Below are 22,535 nucleotides of genomic sequence, written 5' to 3'. Positions count from 1 at the left end.
TCTTTAACAACAAGACAACAGACGGATAAATAAACGCCCGGCATCGATTGGTTAATCAATTGTGCCGGGTTTTTTGTATGTCGTGATTATTTGGTGTTGTTTCGGTTTTTGGGTGTAGATGCGCAAAATTTTGCGTAGCTACGGATACAACAAATAAATGAATTCATTATTTTTAATTGTTGTAACCCCTGAAACAATGTAGTTTGTGTGGGGGTGCCAAGACGCACGGCCGTGCGTTTCTTCCGATAATACCGTTCCCAAGTATACTAATCAGGGAGATTCATTCCGCCTAAAACGTTCTCCAAGGTCTATCTCTTCTTTTGTTTCTGGATTCAAATCGGCTACTGTAAATGCGATAGACAACTTTATTGATAAGAAAGAACTGCCAGTCCAAAAGTTTAATCGACAAAAACCATTGTGGCATCCTAATTACCATGACCACATTATCAGGGATGAAGAATCGTATTGCACCATTAAAAACTACATCCGTACCAACCCCGCCAAATGGCATTCTGATAAATTTCGCAGGTTCCAGACCCTTTGATAAGAAATCCTTCACAACAATCCTTCATCTCATCGGTTACCCTTATGAACAGAAAAGTATAGTTTATGCAATTTCATGTTAAGATTAACGATGTAAAAACCACCGATGAACTGGAAGGAGCCTGGTCGCTTGACGATTACAAGGAACTGATGAACCGTTTTGAGGTGCCGGATGCTGAAACAGTAAAAGATGCTGAAGTCAAAGACTTTCTTTTTATGGCCATCAATGAGTTTGAGCCCAGAGAGGCTGCTGCCATTGTGCTGGATTACAAACTTTCAGATCATCTGACGGAAGGGCAGATCGATAACATCTCTCTCGAAATGTTGAGCGAAAAGATGGCCGAGAAATATACCGAGATTGATCTTCACAAACCATTATTTGAGGTCAACCAATTGTTGTATACAGCCTATAATGGCAAGTTTCCGCACATTCAGATCAACGTGATTGACCTGGAATTAACATCGAATGAAGAGGATTCTGAGGTCAATAAAGAAACCGTATTGAAATCTCTCAGTCAGGGCTTGTCGGACAATAACCTCCTTCTGCGTTTGTTTGGCGATCAACTGGACGGAAAGGTTCCTTTTCCCGAGGCCGATGGCATTATTTGGGAATTGAAGGAGAAAGGAAATAATCAATATGAGGTGATTACTTCGGAAAAATGGCTTACTAAAGACGAGGTGGTTAATACCGAATTTGATGCTTCTGTGGTAATGTACGATGAGAATACTGCCGAGGCTTAAGGTAAGTGGATGGAGCAGGGAGGAAGGAGGCCGAAGGTCTCCCATGTTTATAGAATATCGTGGGAATTGGTAAAACGACTCCGAAGGTGTCGAATGTAAAAATAACTCCCTGGAATTAAAGACTCCAGGGAGCTTTAAAAAATCCCACTCTGTGTCCTCTGTGGTAAGAAAAATCAACCGGCGCTGCCGGTTATTAATTAAAACCACAGAGAGCGCAGAGAGACGCAGAGGAGGGGAGAGCCGGAAGCCGGAGGAATGGAGCCAAGTGCAGAGAGCATGGACCAAGTGCAGAGAGCATTGAGAAGGTAGTCCCATCCCTACGGGACTTAACGGTCTTCTTTACACAACCTTTTCTACCAATATTTCAGCCCTGACGGGCCTTTTTTTCGGGCTATTTTAAATCCGTAAGATTATACCCCGTAACTCCAAAGTCCCGGAGGGACGGCATATCGGTAGAAAGATCCGGGAAAATACATCGTGAGTGCCGTAGGTACGGGATATTACTGTGGTTTATTGCAGATAACCTACAATATCTCCCCCGCAATAATCTCCGCCATGGCAGCAGCACCTTGTGCATCGGGGTGGATGCTGTCGAAAAACATCTCCCCTTTGTCCAGCATAGGCTCATACAAATCTATTACAGGTAAGTTGTTGCGCTCAGCAATCTTCTTCACAGTCGGAATCACACCATTAACCACTGTAGAATCATTGATGCCCCATTTGGTTTCAAAAACCGGTACCGGCAGACAAACAAAAATCTGTGGATTGGCAGGTATGGTATTAAAGGTGTCGATCATTGCCTGGTAACTGCTTTCGTACTTAGCGGCATCCCAGTTTTGTGGTTTGGTGTCGTTGGTCCCCAGTTTGATGATGATCACCTCCGGCTCATACGCAAAAACATTGGAAAATTCCTTGGCTGTCCAATACGGAAAATCGCCATCGCGAAGCATCGTGGTGGCGCTACGTCCCAGGTTCAAAACATTGTATTGGTCGCCCAGCAGACTGTCCAGAACTACCGGATAGGCCAGTTCGCTTTGTGGCCACACACCGGCCCCTTCGGTAATGCTGTCGCCCACGCAGGCTACTTTGGTTGGTTCGTTACAATTGCAGGCTGACAGGCTGATGAGAACAGCCGTTAAGCCGGCGAAAATCAGTTTTTTCATAGTTGGTTGTTTTAGTGAATGAGAAATTTTGTGGAGCTAAAGTTAGGAAAAAATGGGGCATGGGCAGAGAGGAAGGGGCATAGTGGCAGAAAGTAATTTAGTGATCAGTTGTCAGTATTCAGTGGGGGTAGTAGGGTGAGAGGGTATTTAAATGTAAATGCTCAATAGTTCATCATCTCATCAGCACATTAGTTGGTACAGCATGCGGCATGGGGCATAGAGCATTGAGACGGAGGCCGAAGGTCGCCTATGTTTATAGCATCTCCCAGGAATTGAAAAACGACGCCGAAGGTGTCGTATGTGAAATCACAGAGAGCACAGAGGGGCGCAGAGCAGGAGGCACGCGGGCTGAAAGCCCAACTAATCTTAGCCCAACGGCAACGCCTTGGGATTTTTTCGGGTTCGAGGTTTTAGCGCCCTGCATGGGCAGCTTAGAATTGGTAGATGCGAAGAAGCAAAAAGTTGAAAAACGACTCCGAAGGTGTCGTATGTAAAATCACATGTAACCAGTCAGCCCTGACCATGGCAATGCCATCCCTACGGGACTTAACGGTCTTCTTTACACAACCTTTTCTACCAATATTTCAGCCCTGACGGGCCTTTTTTTCGGGCTATTTTAAATCCGTAAGATTACACCCCGTAACTCCAAAGTCCCGGAGGGACGACATATCGGTAGAAAGTCCGGGAAAATACATCGTGAGTGCCGTAGGTACGCGATATTACTTTTCGCACATAAAAAGCACTACCAAGCCTTAAAAAAATCCCTCTCTGCGTTCCCCTGTGTCCTCTGTGGTTAAAACCAAACAACCGGCGTTGCCGGTTTAGGATAAAAAACCACAGGGAGCGCGGAGAAACGCAGGGGGGAGGCCAGGGGCAAAGAGCATGGTTTACTCGGGCCGGGCTGAAAGCCCAAATAATCTTAGCCCAACGGCAACGCCTTGGGATCTGGCGGTGGTAATGAGTTTGCGCCCTGTAAGGGCAGTTTAGAATCGGTAGATGCGAAGAAGCAAAAAGTTGCGTGGCCATTGATCATCTCATATGGGGAAAACAATGCGAATATATTTACCAAAAAGTCCCGGAGGGACGATATATTGGTAGTAGAAACGAACCTGGAAACTATAAATGAGTGCCGTAGGTACGGAATATTTCACACGTCTATGTAATCTACTGCCTTTAGAGGTCAATAAAATGGTTGCTCTTTTTATGGTTCATAGGTTCTAATGGTGAGATGATTAAGGGCGTTGGTTTATTTTTTTAGGAGCGGTGTTTTTGAGAATATCAGATGGAAAACATCTTTTTTATTTCCAGTGCAAAAACATTGCACCCACTTCCTTTAACATTGTACCGATAAATGATTTTTAAACCTAAATTTTTAAGTTATGACGAAGTATAATGTCAACAAAAATGCTCAGAGCAATGGTGATCATGAAGTGCATGCCCGGGGGTGTAATTATATGCCCTCAGATTCGAACCGTATTTATCTGGGAGAATTTTCCAGCTGTCAGGCTGCGGTGAATGCTGATCCGAAATCTCATTGATCAGGTCCTGCCGGTTCCATTTTCTTCCGGTATTACGCAGGCAATTGTTGATAACCCGGTAACGGAAACTTGCGAGTTTATTCTTAGGCATAGTGGTTTTTTGAGTAGTTTTATGCCCCATAGCCGGTTGAAAATAGCCTAAACGCAAAGGCACTATGACGCAAAGTTTTTATTATTATGGAATTGCGGCTTTTGATGCTTGCATGGTTCTTTTTGATTTGCTCCGACCCCAGAACCCCTAACCCCTAACCCCTAACCCTACGGTTACGATGTATTGATGTCGTGAATTTAAAAATTATTTTTGCAGACTGAAATAAAGGTACACTCTGCTTCTTTTGTATTGAAAAAAACAAACACATAAATAAATGCTCACAGGACAACAGCGCAACGACATTGACAAGATTTGGAAGGAATTCTGGCAAAACGGAATGACCGACCCGTTGAGTATCATTAAGCAAATTACCTATTTGCTGTTCATCCGCAGTCTGGATCGTCAACAGGAGTTGAAAGAAAAGCAGGCCAATAAACTGGGTATGGCGGTTCAGGACCCCATTTACAATGAGGATCAACGTGAACTGCGTTGGAATGTGTTTAAGACCAGGGACCCCAATCAGATGTACCACCTCTTTCGCAAAGAGGGCGGTGTGTTCGACTTTATCAAAAACATCGGTCGCAAAGGCGGTCTGTTTGCCGATACCATGCGGTATGCCAATTTCGACATCAACAGCTCTAAGTTACTGGACCGGGTGGTGCAACTGTTGGACAAGATAAAACTGGAGGACCGTGACACCAAAGGGGATGTATATGAATATTTGTTGTCCAAGCTGGCTTCTGCCGGTATTAACGGACAGTTTCGTACGCCCAAGCACATCATACGCATGATGGTTGACCTGATGCAACCGCAAACCGATGAGTGGGTGTGCGACCCGGCAGCAGGTACCGCCGGCTTCCTGGTAAGCGTTGTGGAGTATTTGCGCGACAATTATCCCGATGAATTCTACAAAAAGGAGTTCCGTGAGCATTTCAACAACGGTATGTTCAACGGGTTTGAGAGCGATAACACCATGGTGGGCATCAGTGCCATGAACCTGCAAATGCACGGCATTGACAATCCTAAGTTGCAATACAAGGATGCCCTTTCGGGCGACAATGAAGTGAGCGAAAAGTTCTCATTGATTATGGCCAATCCGCCTTTTACAGGCTCTGTGGATTACGATGGCATCGAGCTAAGTCTCAAGAAAGCACTAAACCTGGGCAAAACCGCCAAGAGTGCCAAAACGGAATTGCTGTTCCTGGCCCTGATGCTGCGTATGTTGCGCCCGGGTGGCCGTTGTGCCGTTATTGTGCCTGCCGGTGTGTTGTTTGGAAGCACCAAAAGCCACAAGGCCATTCGCCAGAAACTGATCGACGAAAACCAGTTGCAGGGGGTCATTTCCATGCCCTCAGGTGTGTTTAAACCCTATACGGGAGTGGCCACGGCCATTCTCATTTTTACCAAAACCGGAACCGGCGGTACCGACAAAGTGTGGTTCTACGACATGAAAGCCGATGGCTACAGTCTCGACGACAAACGCGAAATGCTGGGCAAGCCTGATGAAAACGAACCGGAGTTACCGTCGCTGAGGGCCTACAAACATGAAGAGAACAATATTCCCGACATCATCGAAAAGTTCCACCAAATAACCCACTCAGCTCCCGATGAGCTAAAGGACTTTGGTGCTGATCGCACCGCCCAGCACTTTTTTGTGCCGGCCGATGAAATAAGGAAAGAAAACTACAACCTCTCGTTTAATACCTACCAGGAGATTGTTTACGAAGAGGTGCAGTACGATGCACCCGGTGACATTATGGAGCGAATTAAAAAAATGGATAGCGAAAGGGATGATTTAATGAATGAATTAGATAAAATGCTGAATGATTGACCAATTTGTTGACCTCAACAAATTGGTCATTACTCGCTCGCATATGATATTAAATAATCAGGAATTTGTTTGCTAATAATTAATATTGTAATGAGAATTATGCCGTTTTGCCCTCTGTGGGCGTTTATGAAATATTTAGACTTCAAAGGGAGCGAACGCAATGAGCTAATGAATGAATTGGGAGGGTTGCTGGGATGAAATTAGTTAGCTTGACAGATATTTGCAGGCCAAAGCAATGGAAGACTATTTCGATGAAAGATTTTACCGAGAAAGGATATTCGGTTTATGGCGCAAATGGAAAAATTGGATGGTATTCTGAATTTAATCATAAAGAAGAAACCTTGTTGATAACCTGTAGAGGTGCCTCATGCGGGAGTGTTAATATTTCAGAGCCTTATTCTTATATCAATGGCAATGCAATGGCCTTGGATAGTCTCAGTAAGGATGTGTATATTAAATATCTATATTATTATCTGAAAAATACCAGTCTGAAAGATTGCATTTCTGGTTCAGCACAGCCACAGATAACAAAACTGGGATTAGACAGGGTTCAAATCCCCCTCCCCCCACTACCCGAACAAAAACGCATTGCCACCATATTAGACAAAGCCGATGCCCTGCGCCAAAAAAGCAAGCAGCAACTGGCTGCCTACGAGGAGCTGTTACAAGCTACCTTCCTGGATATGTTTGGCGATCCGGTGACCAATCCGAAGGGGTGGGAAGAAGTTAACTTGGGTGGGGTCATTGATGGAATCGAAAGTGGTTGGAGTCCAAAATGTGAAAGTAGCCCCAGAAAAGGCAATAATACTTGGGCAATACTTACTTTGTCTGCGGTTTCAGAAAGAAATTATTTAGATAATAAGAACAAGAAATTACCGGACTCATTATCTCCCAAAGAAAATATTGAAGTAAAACCAAATGACCTTTTGTTTTCAAGAAAGAATACCCGAGAGCTTGTTGGTGCTTGTGCTTATGTCTTTAAAACCCCTCCTAAATTGTTGCTTCCGGATACTATTTTTAGAATAAAATACCAGCCATTATTGTTAAATGGTATATTTACTTCCTTTCTTTTTAATGACAGGAATTTCAGAAGAAAAATCCAGAAGCTTGCTACAGGAAGTGCTGGTTCAATGCCAAATATATCAAAAGAAAAATTGAAGAATCTTTCTATACCACTACCACCGTTAAATCTCCAAAACCACTTCGCCCAAATCGTCCAAAACATAGAAGCCCAAAAGACATTGCTCAAACAAAGCATGCAGGAAAACGAAGATCTTTTTAATGCGTTGGTGCAAAAAGCTTTTAAGGGGGAGTTGTAGAGAGGTGTTAAAAGTGGCCTAAACGCAGAGGGGCTGTGACGAGAAGTTTCATTAGGTTGAGTCTGGTGGAAAAATGTCCTCCGGGGTTTAGCTACTATGCAACGTAGTTTTATTTCGAATACTGGTCATGCCCGTTTAAATTGTATTGTTATGGTTTAGTTACGACTCTGTCACCGCTCCGCGGTTTATCGGGGTTTTCGCGTTGGTCGTTTTACCGCTCAAGACACCGCTCCGCGGTTTTAGTTGCCAATAATCAGTAATTTATAGCCGCAGACCGGCCAGGGAACGGTAGTTCATATAGCGTGATCCTGCTTAAATCGTATTACCATGGTTTAGTTACAACTTTGTCACCGCTCTGCGGTTTATCGGGGTTTTCGCGGTGGTAGTTTTACCGCTCGAGACACCGCTCCGCGGTTTTAGTTGGCAATAACCAGTAATTTATAGCCGCAGACCGGCCAGGGAACGGTAGTTCATATAGCGTGATCCTGCTTAAATCGTATTACCATGGTTTAGTTACAACTCCGTCACCGCTCTGCGGTTTATCGGGGTTTTCGCGGTGGTAGTTTTACCGCTCAAGACACCGCTCCGCGGTTTTAGTTGCAAATAATCAGTAATTTATAGCCGCAGAGCGGCGAAGGAACGGTAGAGGAATTTAATGAATAAAGAAGAAAAGCTGCGGAGCTGCGGCAGAAACGTAATATATAAAAATAAATCAAAGGAAACGAGCATGCAATGGTTTGTCCATTGTCTATATCTTGTGGCAAATTGGTTACAACCTCTCCCAATAAAACATCTGCGCCTTTGCATCTCTGCGTTTAAACTATTTTTACGTCCCATCATTCCACCAAAAACGACAAAAATTACTATTTTGTTGAACTAAAATCGATTTAAACAAAAGCACCTTAGATGCCATCTAACTTTCTCTTTCTCCGGGACGAGTGGCCTGCTCTTATGAAACAGGCCATAGAAGCCGAAAAATCAGCCATTACAGCACCCGTTACGGCAGCTTTTTATGCGCGTTTGTGCCTGGAAAGCACGGTTAACTGGTTGTACGAAAACGAAGAGTACCTCAACCAACCCTACCAAACCAAACTGGCTGCCCGCATGGCCGAACCTTCTTTCAGAGAAATTATTCCACCTTCTGTTTTCAGCAATATAGAGTACATCCGTAAACAGGGAAACAACGCCGTTCATAATGGGAAAACAGACCGGAAAGTAAGCATGGCCACGGTTCGGTTTCTTTTCCGGTTTTTAAGCTGGACCGCCAAAATGTACAGCGAAACTCCTCCTGAAATTGGTGATTTTGATGAAAGCGTTATCCCCAAAGTGGGTGCCAAAGAGAAAAGCCTCCGGGAACTCAAACAGATGGAGGAACAGCTGTCGCAACAAATTGAGGTGGCTGCAGACGAGCGGAGGAAACGGCTCGAGGCTGAATCGGAAATTGAGAAACTAAAAGACCAGCTTTCAGAGATACAGGAGCGAAAGGAGCGAAATCAGCCCATCGAACTGCCTCCCGAACAATATTCGGAGCAACAAACCCGGGAATTGTACATCAATGCCATGCTCGAGGAAGCCGGATGGGACCCCAATGCCACTAATACAAAGGAATATCCTGTAACGGGGATGCCCGTTTCTGCAAATCCCAGCGGAAAAGGTTTTGCCGATTATGTTCTGTGGGGCAACAACGGACTGCCTTTAGCTGTGGTGGAGGCAAAGAAAGCTTCGCGAAACATTAACGAGGGCAAGCGGCAGGCCGAGCTGTATGCCAATTGTCTGGAGCAAATGACTGGTCAGCGTCCCGTTATTTACTATACCAACGGGTTTGATACCGAAATGTGGGACGACTGTTTTTATCCGCCACGCAAAGTACATGGTTTTTATACCCGGGATGAGCTTCAGGCTTTGGTTCATCGCCGCAAGGACAGGATTGATCCTCGACAGCAACCCATCAGCAATGAAATTACCAACCGGCCTTATCAAAAGCTGGCCATAGCCAGTGTGCTGGACAAATTTGTGAAAGAAACCCCGGACGGACTCCGGGGCGGCTCCAGGGCAGCCCTGGTGGTAATGGCCACCGGAACCGGTAAAACACGTACAGCCATCTCTTTTGTAGATGTTTTGTTTAAATCCGGTTGGATAGAACGGGTGCTCTTCCTGGCCGACAGAAATGCTCTGGTGACACAGGCCCAACGGAATTTCAATAAACTTTTGCCCCATTTGTCGTCCGTTAATCTCACCAAAGAGAAGGAAGAACCCAATACGCGCCTGGTCTTTTCCACTTACCCCACGATCATGAACAGCATCGACGGGGTGCGGTCGGGCGACGAACGCTTGTATTCCGTTGGACATTTCGATCTTATCATTGTCGATGAAGCCCACCGGTCGGTTTACCAGAAATACGGTGCCATCTTCCACTATTTCGATGCCCTGATGCTGGGGTTAACGGCCACACCAAAGGACGATGCCGACCATGATACCTACGAACTGTTTGAAGAGGAAACGGGCATTCCCACTTTCGATTACGAGTTGGCCGAAGCGGTTAAAGAAAATTATCTGAAACCCCATGTCCCCCTCGAAGTGAACCTGGGATTCATGACCCGCGGCATTAAGTACGATGATTTAAGTGAAGAGGAGAAAGAGCGGTATGAAGAGACCTTTCGGGATGAGTCGGGGTACTTTCCCAAGGAGATAGACAGCAGTGCCATCAACAACTGGTTATTCAATCAGGATACTGTCGATAAGGCTTTGGATTACCTCATGACCCATGGACTGAAAGTTGAGGGGGGAGACAAGCTGGGAAAGACCATCATTTTTGCCAATAGTCACCGGCATGCTGAATTTATTGAAGCGCGTTTTAATAAGATGTACCCCGAATACGGCAATAAATTTTTGCGCATCATTGATAATTACGAGAAGTATGCACAGGATTTACTGGACGATTTTTCCATCAAAGAGAAGCAGCCCCAAATTGCAGTTTCGGTAGATATGCTCGACACAGGGGTGGATGTTCCCGAAATTGTCAACCTCGTACTATTTAAGCCGGTTTACAGTAAATCCAAGTTTTGGCAGATGCTTGGGCGGGGTACCAGGTTGTGTGAAGACCTGTTTGCGCCGGGCAAAGACAAGAAATTTTTTAATGTTTTTGACCTCTGTCGTAATTTTAATTTTTTCAAACTCAATCCCGATGGCAGGAAACCTGGACGATCTGAGTCCCTTACCATTAAAATTTTTAAAACCACCATTCTGATTGCTGAAGCTTTTCGGGAAGAGCCCTATCATGACGATTACCATCAGGAGCAAAGAGAGCAGCTTCTGGATTGGTGTTTCAAGCGTGTGGAAAGTTTGAATAAAGAGAACTTCAGGGTTCGTATGGAGCTTAAATATGTAGAAACCTACAACAAGCGGGAAATTTGGAATCATCTGGATGACAAAGCCATCTTTGAGCTTTTCAATCATATTGCTCCCCTTGTTTACATTCCTGAAAAAGACGAAATGGCCAAACGTTTCGATTTGCTCATGCAAAACTTTCAACTGGCCGTAATTGAAGAGAAGCCGACCCAGGACAGATATGAAGATACGGTAAGAGGGATTGGCAAACAACTGATGAGGTTGCTTAACATTAATGATGTAGCCCGGCAACGCCCCATGATTGAGGCCATTCAGAACGACAATTTCTGGACCGAAAAATCTTACAATAAACTCGAATCCATCCGAAAAAGTCTGAGAGATCTTCTAAAATATCTCCCCAAAGAAGAAGCATTGACCTACAATACCGATTTTGCCGACGAAATAATCGAAGTAAAAGTGGTAAAAGACGGGCCCATTGGATACACCAAAAGTGAGTCGTACAAACTTAAGGTGGAAACCTATATTCGCGAAAATGAGGATCACCTGACCATTCAGAAACTGAAAAAGAATACCCCGCTTACTCCCGAAGAACTTGACGAACTGGAGCGTCTCATTTTTATTGATTCTCATATTGGTACCAGGGAAGACTACATTCGTTTTTTTGGTAACAAACCCTTGGGAGTATTTATTCGCAGCATCATTGGCATGGATCAGGAAGCCACTCAAAAAGCTTTCTCGGAGTTTATGGACTCAGGTAATTTGAGCGCAGATCAACTTCAGTTTGTAAAAATGATTGTCGAACATTTTACCCGGGTCGGCTTCCTTGAGCTGCCCGAGCTGGCCTATTCCTTCAAAAATGCTGACGATAATGGTCTCTTTGAGCTCTTTCCAAAGGATGAAGAACAGGATCACATCATCCGGGTAATTAAAGAAGTTAATGAAAATGCTATGATTGGGTGATTGAGCTGCGGTTTTCCACTTCCCTGCTCCTTACACCCCCTCCCGGCCCACAACATCCCCCTCCCTGCCGGCCACATATGCCTCAGGGCCCTTGCAACCCCTCCCGGGCGGATGCAATTTGGCTCCCGGGCGATTACAAATGCCCTCAGGCCGTTTGCAAGGCCTCCCGGGCGGCAACAAATTGGCTCAGGCCGGCTGCAGACCCCTTCCGGGCGGCTGACACCCCCTCGAGGTTGAGGTCCACCCCCTTCAGGCTGCAAACAATGCACCTCAGGGGCTTGAACCTTTGCTTCCTGCCGGTTGCAACCCCTCCCGGGGACATACAACACTCTTCCTGCTTGAGACAATCAGGCATATTGATTGGCGGCACTGCTGGACAAAAAAAGAGCCCGGCGCAAATACCGGACTCCTGTCTTCAACAGACTTTGAAACAAAACCCTAATTATACCTGGTATTAAAATCGTCCAAAGTGTCGGGGTCATCATGAAAAACAAACCGGGCACAATCACGCACTTCATCTGCCAGCTCTTTGGTCAGAGTATAAAAACGATCGCGAATCACACGTTCTTCATTAATCTCCGAGGTGCCGTTAGCTTTGGCCCTGAGGTTGAGCATTTCTTCCGACATTGCAGAAGCTTTTTCGAACTCCGAGGCCTCAACACCTATTTTGGCAAAAGCCTCAGGATTCTGACTTCCCATTACCGACAGGTCACTCAGGTCCTGAATCATATCCGCGTTGGTTCTGCCTTCGGCAATATAGGCTACCGTTTTAAGTTTGTTGTCATCTTTACGGAAGGCGTACCTGGCAGCACTCAGGAGATAGTCCCTAAACTTGTAGGCAGCCGGTGATTTTTTCTTCCACTCTTCCACTGCCGCCTCCTGATCGTGTCGTTCCTGCGCCCATTGGGATTCGGCATGAATAGTGGCATTGTTAAGCACCTCCATATCGGCCAATATGGATTCCCGGAGGCCTGCCTCTAAAAGCTTTTCTTTATGAGCCAGGGCTTTTACAGCGAGTGATTCAGTGTCCTCGAAAAATTCCTTCATTGTCATGTAAGGCGATTGAATTTGTTCCTTCTTCAACGCCTGTGCTTCGGCTAATTTAGCCTCGTAATCTTGTCTTTGCGACATAACTAAATAGTTTTAAAAAAAGAAACCTCAGCCCCCGGCGACGCATCGCCACAGGACTGAGGTTGTATATCTTCAGCCATGTCTGTTGCATAATTTTGGAAATGGGCCAGTGGCATTTCGGGTTCTTTTTGGTTAGTAATTAAAAATTATCGTTGTGCAATTAAGCGCGGATGAGGGTGAATGTCAATTTTGTTTTGGTGAACGACCGGGGTGTTTTGATGAATGGGATAATTGTAAGCGACAGTCAGTCAATTGGTTAATTAGGTAGTTGAATGCGTAAATGAAGGGGGTGAAAGGGTGGAAGGGTGAGAGGTTGGGAAGGTGGAAGGGTATCTAAATATCTTAGATCTAACCATCTGATGTCTTTCATAGGGCATGGAGGCTGGAGCAAGGAGGCCGAAGGTCTCCCATGTCTATAGAAATTCTCGGGAATTAGATAAACGACGCTGAAGGTGTCGTATGTAAAGCCAGGACTTTCAGTGACCTATACGACCGCCTTCGGAGTCGGGGGGCATCAGCCGGCTTTTCTTAATTGTGGCAATGCCATCCCTACGGGACTTAACTGACCTCTTTACACATCCTTTTCTACCAATATTTCAGCCCTGACGGGCCTCTTGCCATTTGAAGAAATATAGCTGGTAAGATTACACCCCGTAACTCCAAAGTCCCGGAGGGACGACATATCGGCAGAAAACCCCGGGTGAAAACTTTTACAAAATTTCAAAAAGAAGTTATAAGGAAGTATAATGATTAATTTTTAAATAGGGCTTGCTGAGAAACAAATAAAGAACTAATAATGAATTAATTATAGCTAATAATCACATTCAAAGTGCAAGGTTCTTCAAGTAAATCTTTCAAAAAGTCTGCACCCGCGGTAATTAGTATTCAAAATGTTACTGTTCAAAAGAATGTTTTTAGGCTGAACGGCTTTTACTATTTAAACGGCGCGGTGGCCTGTTCGTTTTCCGGGCCAGCGGACAGCGGGAAGCCAAAATGGGCGACTTTCAAGGCCTTGCGCTATGGCCGGAAATTTTGACTTTCGCGGGCGGATAGGTTTAAACGGACTAGTCCCGATATAGGTTTTGTAAAGTTTTTGTGAAAAAACTCACAAAAACCATAATCGGGATTTCGTTCTTTTTGGGGCAATGCCAAAAAGGACAATAAAAAATACAATTAAAATAGGGCTGCTGACTTTTTCAGCAGACCCTAAATAATCCTTATTTTTATCAGAACTAGTGATTGTATAATGTTTTGTAAATTAAAAAGGTTACTTTTGAGTGTAATTAAAGTATAATAATCCATTATTTATATCTCAATATGTTACTGGTCGATTATATAAAACTATTTTAATATTTTTAAATATAACATCTAACTATTCAAAATTTAATCAAATGAAAACAAGTAGAATTATTCTGTCATTGGCATTGGTGTTTATCGCTGCAAGTTGTAGCTACAGGGTAATGGATTTTACCTTAATCTCATCCAAGAATGTTGAACTCTCTAAGTTTCCTACCTATGAGCGTGGAGGTGAGCGCATTGAAGGTGAAGACACAAAATCAATAATTATTATAATCCCGACTGGTCGTCCTGATGGGAAAGAAGCCATCGACAATGCCATTGAAAGTACTCCCGGTGCTGTTGCATTGGTCGATGGTGTGCTGACGTACAAGTATTTTTACATTCCCTATATCTATGGTGAATACACTTACATTATAGAAGGAACTCCACTGATCGACCCTGCCCTGGCAAGTGCTGAGGAACTTCAGAAAGTGAGTGATTATTCGGTATGCATTCTTGATAAAGAAGGTGAATTGGTGAAAACCATTGAGATGGAAGAAGAGGAGTATTATTCTTTCAGGGAAGAAGCTTTGAACGCTCCCAGAAAAACCTATCGGAAGATGAAGAACTAAGTTATTCTAATTTCCCGTTTTATAGAGGCCGTCAGTTAATCTAAAAAGGTTTGCTGACGGCCTTTTCTTAGTTTAATGAGTTATCTTCCGTAACGGCTTTCGGGGGGGGAGAAGGGTAGAATGGGGAAATGGTAGAAAGGTGGAAGGGTGAGAGGTTGGGAAGGTGGAAGGGTATCTAAAAATCTTAGATCTAATTATCTAATATCTTTCATAGGGCATGGAGCATGGAAGGGTAGAAGGGTGGAAGGATATCTAAATATCTTAAATCTAACCATCTAATATCTTTCAGCTGCAGGGAGGGCATAGAGGACGGGGCAGCTGATGTTAAGGTTGGACGGTAGAATGGTTGAAAGGTGGGAGAGGGCTTGCGATTACTCCCGGAGGCCGAAGGTCTCCTATGTTTATAGAATATCGAGGTAATTGTAAAGCGACGCTGAAGGCGTCGAATGTAAATAATTCAACATATTCCTTACTGAAGGGCCAATAAATGGCAGCTCAACGGCAACCCCACGAGAATCTTATGCGTACCCGTCGAAGGTTACATAGGTCATTATCGCATGCTAATGATCTCATTATGTCTGCTGTTGGTATAGTGTGAGGAAAATACTCCCGGAACAACAAACCCCAAAGAAGAAAAATAAATCCATCTTGGGGGTCACCCTGTTAACTGCTCTCAAACTATATCCGGCAGAGCACTTTCATTAAAATGGTTCCATGAATACCCTTCGTCCTTCGGGAGCATTTGAGAATGCGTCCGTTTTATTGACGGTATACTATTTCAGGGATAAGCAAAAGAAAGGTGATGAAGGAAGGGTTTAAAATTCAAGGGTGTTCAAGGTGCTTTCCAGATCTGAGTCGGTTTTGCCATTGCAGAAACCGGCAGCTTTGGAAGCAGGCATCCGCAGGATCAACACCTGATAAATAGCAAGTCGTATTTTTCGTTTTAAGGAAACTGCATTTTTCTCGTTCTCTGATGCGATAATTTCGGCACACATCACCGAAAACCACTGTTCCACCAACATCTGATCGCCATGCAAATAGGAAGGCGTAATGGTGTCAATCAAGCTTAAAGCACTTGTCAGGTTTGAGTACGAAGTATGGTTGTAGATTTCCACAAAGTCATCATACACCTTGTGCGCAACATAGGTTTTTGAAATTTTAAAAAGATCGGCAAGGCATTGCTGAGGGGTAGGTACTTTTCTGGTGCCGTCAGCCTCTATTATCCAGACGCGTCTGCTGGTATTGGGTTGCTGGTCATAAACGATCTTTCGGTTGTTTTTCAGTTGTTTTAGCAGTTTACTCATAGTTGTTTTTAGCATTGTATTGGGGGGAATGAATTACGGGGGGCCTGTTGTGCCGGGAGGTTGAATTATGAAGTGGATTTTCGGTACGTTGAACAGCTCAAATGTAGTTTATTTTCCTGAAAGTTCGGGATTTTGCATTGAAGTGATTTTGTTTCGTCCTGCAATTTTTGTTTGGGCGATGATACTGCGAAGGCATCACCCCAAAGCAATCTCTAATAAAAAACGCTATTGAAAGTTAAAGTCTGATTTTATACTGATGAATAGCTGATAAGCACTCGATAGGCCCTTAAAAGAAAGAAGACATCTTGCAGAGGCGCAGAAGGGGCAGAAAAAATTCCCTCGCTACCAGCCTCCGTGACAATTCACGTCCTGCTTAATCATTATTTTCCATCCCTTCGGGACTAAATTATCCTCGTTTCACCTCATTTTCTACCAATATTTCAGCCCTAACGGGCCTCTTTTCTTTGGCTCAATGTAAAATCCTAAGATTGAACCCCCTATTTTTAAAGTCCCGGAGGGACGGCATATCGGTAGAAAGATCAGGGAAAATACATCGTGAGTGCCGTAGGTACGGGATAATAAAGAAAAATCCCTGACAGGATCGAGAACCCTGTCAGGGATGTTAATAAAACCAATTATGAAACCAAAAAGCAAGGCCCCCTTTTTCTAGTAAGCTTCAATATCCGACCAGGTTTTTCGCCAGCCTTTCATCTGCATCACTCTGCCTCCCAGTCCGCCATTGGGTGAAATCTCATAAACTTCGGCTGTGCCCGTCTTTTGTTCGTAGAACAGCATCAGATCCTTTCCGTTGGCGCGGTAATATTCAATGTCCGACCATGTGGCTCTCCATCCTTTAGTCATGGCTACCCTTTTCCCCAGGGTGCCATTTTCTTTCAATTCAAACATCGCCCCCATACCGCCATCGGCTTGTTGGTAAAACAGCATCATGTCTTTATCTCCGGCGCGGTAGTATTCAATATCCGACCATTTAGAGAGCCAGCTACTTGTTGTTGCTATTCTACCACCCAGGGTACCATCGGCATTTATCCGGTACATTTCGGCACGCCCTCCTCCGGCTTGTTCATAAAACAGCATCAAATCCTTACCTCCGGCCCGGTAATATTCAATGTCTGTCCATGTGGATTTCCATCCATTGGTCTGAGCCACTCTTGAACCGTAAGACCCATAGGCACCTACCGTATACATTTCGGCATATCCGCCGTCCTTTTGTTGGTAGAATAAGATCATATCCTTACCTCCGGCCTTGTAATATTCAACCTCCGACCAGGTCTTTCTCCATCCATCGGTTTCGGTTATTTGAGCGCCCAGACTTCCATTTGAGTTAACGCCATGTAAAACGCCTGTTCCGGATGTATTTTCATAAAATAAAAGTGAGGAAAGACTCATTTTGGCACTGAGCGATCTCCAATTGTTTTTCAACCAGCTAATTTGTTGGTCGATGGAGTTGAGGTTACCCGGCTCAATATCGTTCCAGGATTTATCCCAGTTGTTAAAGGACATTACTCTTGATCCCACTCCGCCATTGGGGGTGATTTCATAGACCTCTCCGGTGCCGGACTTCTTTTCGTAGAAGAGCATCAGATCTTTTCCACCCATCTGGAAATATTCAATATCCGACCATGTGGACCTCCATCCTTTAGTAGCAGCAACTCTGCCACCCAGGGTGCCATTCGAATTGATGCTGTACATTTCGGCAGCTCCGCCATTGGCCTGTTCGTAAAAAAGCATAAAATCTTTTCCTTTGGCGCTGTAATATTCAATGTCTGACCAGGTGCCTTTCCACCCTTTGGTCATGGCTACCCTTTTGCCTAAGGTACCATTGGCTTTAAGTTCATACATTGCTCCCATGCCACCATCGGCTTGTTGGTAAAACAGCAACATGTCTTTGTCACCGGCACGGTAGTGTTCAATATCAGACCATGTAGAGAGCCAGCTGCTTGTTGACGCAATCCTTCCACCCAAAGTGCCATCATCTTTTACTTTGTACATCTCGGCGACTCCACCGTTGGCTTGATCGTAGAACAACACCAGGTTCTGGCCATTGGCAGAGTAATATTCGATTTCCGACCAGGTAGTTCTCCAACCATCAGTAGATGCAAATTTGGTTCCCAGGCTTCCATCCAAATTCATTTTATAGAACTCGCCCGATCCTGCCGAAGCTTCATAAAACACCCAGGAGGGCAGAGTGCTTTTATCGGTCATCATTTTTTGGAAAAGGAACTTCCGGAATTTTTGGTGTTCGGTTCTTTGTTCACGTATCAGACGCCTGTATATCTTGCCGCCGTTGGTTGCGCTGCTTGGCTTGATATAAAACCTGATGTATGTTTTGTCATAAATAATACTTTTCCAGTCTTCATCAATCTTTTCGGTTAGTTTGTTCCATTTATCCCAAATCAGATCTTTTCTGAGATTCAAAGTTTCTGCAGGGCTGCTTCCTTCGATTAGGGTCAACTCAGGATAAACATCGCGGTAAAAGGAGAGAACCGCGTCGTTGTTTCCCTCCAGCATTGGACGAGCCATGTTGCGGGCCAGATTGGGCACACACTCTTCATCACATTTGGTCTTGCTTTTATTTTCCCAGCTAATGTCTCCGTTTTTAACCGCATTTGTGATGAGACTTCCAACACTCTTTGCCGCCTCTTTCCCATGTGTGTGACGGGCTACGGTTCCCAATTCTTTACGGGCATTATTAAAAGCATTGCTGGCAATGCCATAAGCTTTTTGCGATGCATCGCCAACGGTACCTGCAATTTTTCCGGCTATTTCCATAACCTTACCTTGTTCCTTCACCTTGCTGATGATCGCATCAATAATGTCTTTGGGTTTTAAAGTGGCTTGCATATCAAAAGAGTGGCTTTTCCCAAAAACATCGAATGCCACGGCAGTACTACCCGACATATCCAGGTCCATGCCGGCTTCAAGATGGGTGTGTACTTTGCGCAGCTGGAAAGTGCTCAGGACTTTGTCCATGACAGGTTCTAGAGGCTTCACTTTCCTGAGTTCTTTCATTAACGCCTCTTTCAGGTCTGCTTCAATTCTGTAATCCATGAAGAAGCCCTCTTCAAGGTTGGCAAAATAATGGATTTGAGCGGTTGCTGCATCCAGAATATTGGCTTTTCCCTTAAGGATGAACCCCTGCTGAACCTCAAATTCTCCTACTTCACCACCTGTGGGCGAGTATAGAATTACTACATCTTTTATGTATACATTGTCGGGGAATAAATCAGGCACTTTCAGTCCGAAACCGTTGCGCAGAATGCGTGAAAAGTCATTCATTGTAATCTGGTTTCTTTCGGCCTGAATAGCAATCTTCTTGTCGGTAGGGGTCATGGCAAGAAAGGCTCCGAATTCCAGGTCGAAAAATTTGGCTTTTCCCACGGTGAATCCAAATCCTGAAGGAGCCGGGGCACCTACCGGCCAGTCGAGGGCTGCAGCCACGTTGCTGAATTCTACCGAATTAGGCTTCAATAGTTCGCTCAGGAGCATGGGGTTGCTCCAGGTATCAGTCATAGAGGCAGCCGCTGATAATTCGTTGGTGGTAAGGTTGTATGAAAACTCGGTGACCGACTGAATATCGGGATCCCATTGGGTAGGCTTCCAGCGGGTTTGAACGGCAAAGCCCAGGCTCAATTCGGCATTGCCTTCTCCTGCTTCTGCGGTAGCCTCCACGCCCAAATTTTCGAGTGTGAAGCGGGAGAAATCGGGCACCACATTAATGATGATGGGGTCGTCTTCAAAATCCAGTTCCCCTTCCAGTTTAAACTTTGTCTTGCTTACGGCGATGCTCACACCCATTTGGGGATTGGGGATTTTGAGCATTTTGCAAAGATCCCCGAAATTCTTTTTGGTATCCAGGCTGGCATCAATCGTTAAGCCGTTTTGCCCGATATTCAGCTCTATCTCCTGGAGGTCCAGTTTTTCATAAAGCTTGTATCCGGGAAATTCCCGAAGGTTTTCAATTGTAGTTTCAATTTTAACAGCCAAAGGATCGAGGGTTCCGGTGGCAATAAAGTTGCCGTATTTGTTCAAGTCTAATTCGTACTGGTTGTCAGCTTTCTTTGTGGCTGAAATCTCTCCAAATCCTTTGATGTTTACTTTCTGTGTTTGTGCAAACGTGGCCGATGCCAGCACAAGCAGTAGCAAGGTAATCTTTAGTCTCATAGTCTGGTTTTTTGTGATGCAATTTGTTTTTAGGTTGGAATTTAGGGTAGTATTTAGTTGTATCGAAACAGGGATTTTGAAAGAAAAAGGAGAAATTTTTGAGAAGGACAGGATGCATGGGAGAGAGGGCATAGAACCTGGTGTCCTCGGGCTGAAAGCCCAAATTATCTTAGCCCAACGGCATCGCCTTGGGTTTATGAATAAGGGATGGATATTTTTCGCCCTGTAAGGGCAGGTAAGGTTTGGGCATAGAGCATGGAGCAGGTAGTCCCATCCCTTCGGGACTTAACTGTCTTCTTTATACATCCTTTTCTACGAATATTTCAGCCCTGACGGGCCTCTTTTTTTCGGATCAAAGTATAAACTCCTAAGATTGAAACCCCTATTGTTAAAGTCCCGGAGGGACGCCATATTGGTAGAAAACCCCGTGGAAATACATCGTGAGTGCCGTAGGTACGGGATATTGCTTTAGGCACAAAAAAGAATTCTAAAAAAACCTTCTCTGCCCTCCACTGCGACCTCTGTGGTAAAAACCAATCAACCGGTGTTGCCGGTTAATGATTAAAACCATAGAGGGGCACAGAGAGGCCCAGAGAGCAAAGAAAAACTCCGTCTCCTCCAGAGGTCGAAGGTCTGCAATGTCAAAATGTCTCCTGAAAATAGTCTTTTTCTTAATAATTCAATCCAAATGCCCAAAGAGGTATAACATTTAAGTAACCAAATTCAATATCATCTTTTACCACAAATGATTTTCCGTCTTTCTCTATTTGATTTTGTTTCTTGTTCTTTCCACCTACCTCAAATGTGTAGTCATCAACAACAAAATCTGCGTTCTTTGAGGAGATAACTTTATTTTTCACCCGCATTTGATTGAAGAAAAAGGTTTCCCTTAAATTTCCTAAGTTGGATTGATCTCCCACAAGATTAAATATGATATTTGTGTTATCTAAATATACTTTATCAACTTTCCCTAATCCGCGAATGCCACTTGTTTCATTTCTTAACCGGGCTATAAGTCCTGCTTTTTCCATGTATGAAAAATAATCGTCCAGAGAGTTCCGACTCACATTAATTAGTTCTGCTATTTTAGAGAAATTGGGTTTAAAGGGAACACTCTCAGCGATAATTGATAATAACCTTTTTAATTTGTGACCAGTGCTTACATTAAAATTGGCATATTGAGGAATGTCTGTCTCCAAAGTTTGGACAATGATTTGTCCCAGTCTTAAATTCATTTCACTTTCTATTCCGAAAGGATAATAACCGTAAGTTAGATAGTCATTAAATAAAGGGAGCGGATGTTTTATGTCCGGGAGTTTTACTTCATTATCAATTATTTGTTTTAGCGAATAAACAGCTACATCGTAATTATGAAAGAACTTCAAATATTCCCGGAATGAAAGACCCTGAAGCTTATAAATTATTGCACGGCGACTTAAATCTGAAGAGCCTTTAAGGATGTCCAGAACTGAAGACCCTGTGAATACAACTTTCAGTGTAGGGAATGAATCGTAAATGTTCTTTAATTCGCGAGACCAGTCTGCGTATTTGTGAATCTCATCAATAAATAAATATTCTCCGGCATTTTTATAGAATTCGTCTGCCAAATCAATAAGCCTGTTTTTACCAAAGTAAATATCATCAGCTGAAATATATAGCGCTTTTTTAGTATCCAGGTTTTCTTTGATATGTTGCAAAATCATTGTTGTTTTTCCAACACCACGAGCGCCAATTATTCCGACCATACGGCTTTCCCAAGAGACCTTTTCGTACAAATAACGCTTAAAGTCTGTGGTCGTATTTTGCAAAAGCGTTTCAAATTTTTGGTATAGTGTTCTCATATTTTTAAAATCTGTTTTTGTAAAGATATAAAATGCACAGTAGAATCAACAAATTATTTTTAAATTGCTCAACGAACAGTGCAATTCGTTTAATTTGGTGTTGCCTCCTGGCATAAAAAGCACTAACAAGCTCTAAAAAATCCTTCTCTGCGCTCCTCTGCGACCTCTGTGGTAAAAACCAATCAACCGGTGTTGCCGGTTAATGATTAAAACCACAGAGAGGCACAGAGGGGAGAGAGGGCATAGAACCTGGTATCCTCGGGCTGAAAGCCCAAATTATCTTAGCCCAACGGCATCGCCTTGGGTTTATGAATAAGGGATGGATATTTTTCGCCCTGTAAGGGCAGGAAAGGTTTGGGCATAGAGCATGGAGCAGGTAGTCCCATCCCTTCGGGACTTAACGGTCTTCTTTATACATTCTTTTCTACCCATATTTCAGCCCTGACGGGCCTCTTTTTTTCGGCTCAATGTAAAATCCTAAGATTGAACCCCCTATTGTTAAAGTCCCGGAGGGACGGCATATCGGTAGAAAGACTTGATTATTTCCGGAATGCCAACCATCTGTTATATTTTTGAGGAAATGAAAAAATACCGTACATTAATTGATTAAAAACTATGTAGTCTCTGTCCATA

Annotated in this window: 11 protein-coding genes; 6 read left to right on the top strand and 5 right to left on the bottom strand. The window is 44.0% G+C overall.

Annotation, left to right across the window (positions count from 1 at the left end; genetic code table 11):
- Positions 1–609: 609 nt before the first annotated feature.
- A complete protein-coding gene (locus tag DDZ16_RS06085; RefSeq protein ID WP_109263537.1) occupies positions 610–1,284 on the top strand; it encodes a hypothetical protein in 675 nt (224 codons plus the stop codon).
- A 524-nt stretch (positions 1,285–1,808) separates the two neighbouring features.
- Here DDZ16_RS06085 and DDZ16_RS06080 read toward each other — a convergent pair.
- Positions 1,809–2,447: a GDSL-type esterase/lipase family protein gene (locus tag DDZ16_RS06080; protein ID WP_109263536.1), complete on the bottom strand. Its 639-nt coding sequence runs from the start codon at positions 2,445–2,447 to the stop codon at positions 1,809–1,811.
- A 1,379-nt stretch (positions 2,448–3,826) separates the two neighbouring features.
- Here DDZ16_RS06080 and DDZ16_RS20710 point away from each other — a divergent pair.
- From DDZ16_RS20710 to DDZ16_RS06055, 4 genes are all read left to right on the top strand, one after another.
- Positions 3,827–3,985, top strand: a complete 159-nt coding sequence (locus DDZ16_RS20710) for a hypothetical protein (RefSeq protein ID WP_158275617.1) — start codon at positions 3,827–3,829, stop codon at positions 3,983–3,985.
- 365 nt (positions 3,986–4,350) lie between these two features.
- A complete protein-coding gene (locus DDZ16_RS06065; protein ID WP_109263533.1) occupies positions 4,351–5,907 on the top strand; it encodes a class I SAM-dependent DNA methyltransferase in 1,557 nt (518 codons plus the stop codon).
- A gap of 194 nt (positions 5,908–6,101) precedes the next feature.
- Positions 6,102–7,226 (top strand): restriction endonuclease subunit S, encoded by a 1,125-nt coding sequence (locus DDZ16_RS06060; RefSeq protein ID WP_109263532.1) that lies wholly within the window; start codon positions 6,102–6,104, stop codon positions 7,224–7,226.
- A 906-nt stretch (positions 7,227–8,132) separates the two neighbouring features.
- Positions 8,133–11,534: a DEAD/DEAH box helicase family protein gene (locus DDZ16_RS06055; RefSeq protein WP_109263531.1), complete on the top strand. Its 3,402-nt coding sequence runs from the start codon at positions 8,133–8,135 to the stop codon at positions 11,532–11,534.
- Positions 11,535–11,972: 438 nt separating this feature from the next.
- Here the strand turns inward: DDZ16_RS06055 and DDZ16_RS06050 are convergent, their stop codons facing one another.
- On the bottom strand, positions 11,973–12,665 hold the full coding sequence (locus DDZ16_RS06050) for a hypothetical protein (RefSeq protein WP_109263530.1): 693 nt from the start codon (positions 12,663–12,665) through the stop codon (positions 11,973–11,975).
- 1,391 nt (positions 12,666–14,056) lie between these two features.
- On the opposite strand from DDZ16_RS06050, the gene DDZ16_RS06040 reads away from it, so the two are divergent.
- On the top strand, positions 14,057–14,575 hold the full coding sequence (locus tag DDZ16_RS06040; protein WP_109263529.1) for a hypothetical protein: 519 nt from the start codon (positions 14,057–14,059) through the stop codon (positions 14,573–14,575).
- 815 nt (positions 14,576–15,390) lie between these two features.
- On the opposite strand, the gene DDZ16_RS06035 is transcribed toward DDZ16_RS06040, so the two are convergent.
- From DDZ16_RS06035 to DDZ16_RS06020, 3 genes are all read right to left on the bottom strand, one after another.
- Positions 15,391–15,879, bottom strand: a complete 489-nt coding sequence (locus tag DDZ16_RS06035; RefSeq protein ID WP_109263528.1) for a DUF7004 family protein — start codon at positions 15,877–15,879, stop codon at positions 15,391–15,393.
- A gap of 666 nt (positions 15,880–16,545) precedes the next feature.
- On the bottom strand, positions 16,546–20,061 hold the full coding sequence (locus DDZ16_RS06030) for a hypothetical protein (protein ID WP_109263527.1): 3,516 nt from the start codon (positions 20,059–20,061) through the stop codon (positions 16,546–16,548).
- Positions 20,062–20,732: 671 nt separating this feature from the next.
- Positions 20,733–21,902, bottom strand: a complete 1,170-nt coding sequence (locus DDZ16_RS06020; RefSeq protein WP_109263525.1) for an ATP-binding protein — start codon at positions 21,900–21,902, stop codon at positions 20,733–20,735.
- Positions 21,903–22,535 lie beyond the last annotated feature (633 nt).

The organism is Marinilabilia rubra, from assembly GCF_003121985.1.
Lineage (GTDB): Bacteria > Bacteroidota > Bacteroidia > Bacteroidales > Marinilabiliaceae > Marinilabilia > Marinilabilia rubra.
This window is presented reverse-complemented; position numbering and strand designations above follow the sequence as displayed.

What these genes read in the sequence shown, in the direction of transcription:
- DDZ16_RS06035 (WP_109263528.1), bottom strand. Translation starts at nt 15,879, where the DNA reads ATGAGTAAACTGCTAAAACAACTGAAAAACAACCGAAAGATCGTTTAT.
- DDZ16_RS20710 (WP_158275617.1), top strand. Translation starts at nt 3,827, where the DNA reads ATGACGAAGTATAATGTCAACAAAAATGCTCAGAGCAATGGTGATCAT.
- DDZ16_RS06020 (WP_109263525.1), bottom strand. Translation starts at nt 21,902, where the DNA reads ATGAGAACACTATACCAAAAATTTGAAACGCTTTTGCAAAATACGACC.
- DDZ16_RS06050 (WP_109263530.1), bottom strand. Translation starts at nt 12,665, where the DNA reads ATGTCGCAAAGACAAGATTACGAGGCTAAATTAGCCGAAGCACAGGCG.
- DDZ16_RS06065 (WP_109263533.1), top strand. Translation starts at nt 4,351, where the DNA reads ATGCTCACAGGACAACAGCGCAACGACATTGACAAGATTTGGAAGGAA.
- DDZ16_RS06040 (WP_109263529.1), top strand. Translation starts at nt 14,057, where the DNA reads ATGAAAACAAGTAGAATTATTCTGTCATTGGCATTGGTGTTTATCGCT.
- DDZ16_RS06030 (WP_109263527.1), bottom strand. Translation starts at nt 20,061, where the DNA reads ATGAGACTAAAGATTACCTTGCTACTGCTTGTGCTGGCATCGGCCACG.
- DDZ16_RS06060 (WP_109263532.1), top strand. Translation starts at nt 6,102, where the DNA reads ATGAAATTAGTTAGCTTGACAGATATTTGCAGGCCAAAGCAATGGAAG.
- DDZ16_RS06085 (WP_109263537.1), top strand. Translation starts at nt 610, where the DNA reads ATGCAATTTCATGTTAAGATTAACGATGTAAAAACCACCGATGAACTG.
- DDZ16_RS06055 (WP_109263531.1), top strand. Translation starts at nt 8,133, where the DNA reads ATGCCATCTAACTTTCTCTTTCTCCGGGACGAGTGGCCTGCTCTTATG.
- DDZ16_RS06080 (WP_109263536.1), bottom strand. Translation starts at nt 2,447, where the DNA reads ATGAAAAAACTGATTTTCGCCGGCTTAACGGCTGTTCTCATCAGCCTG.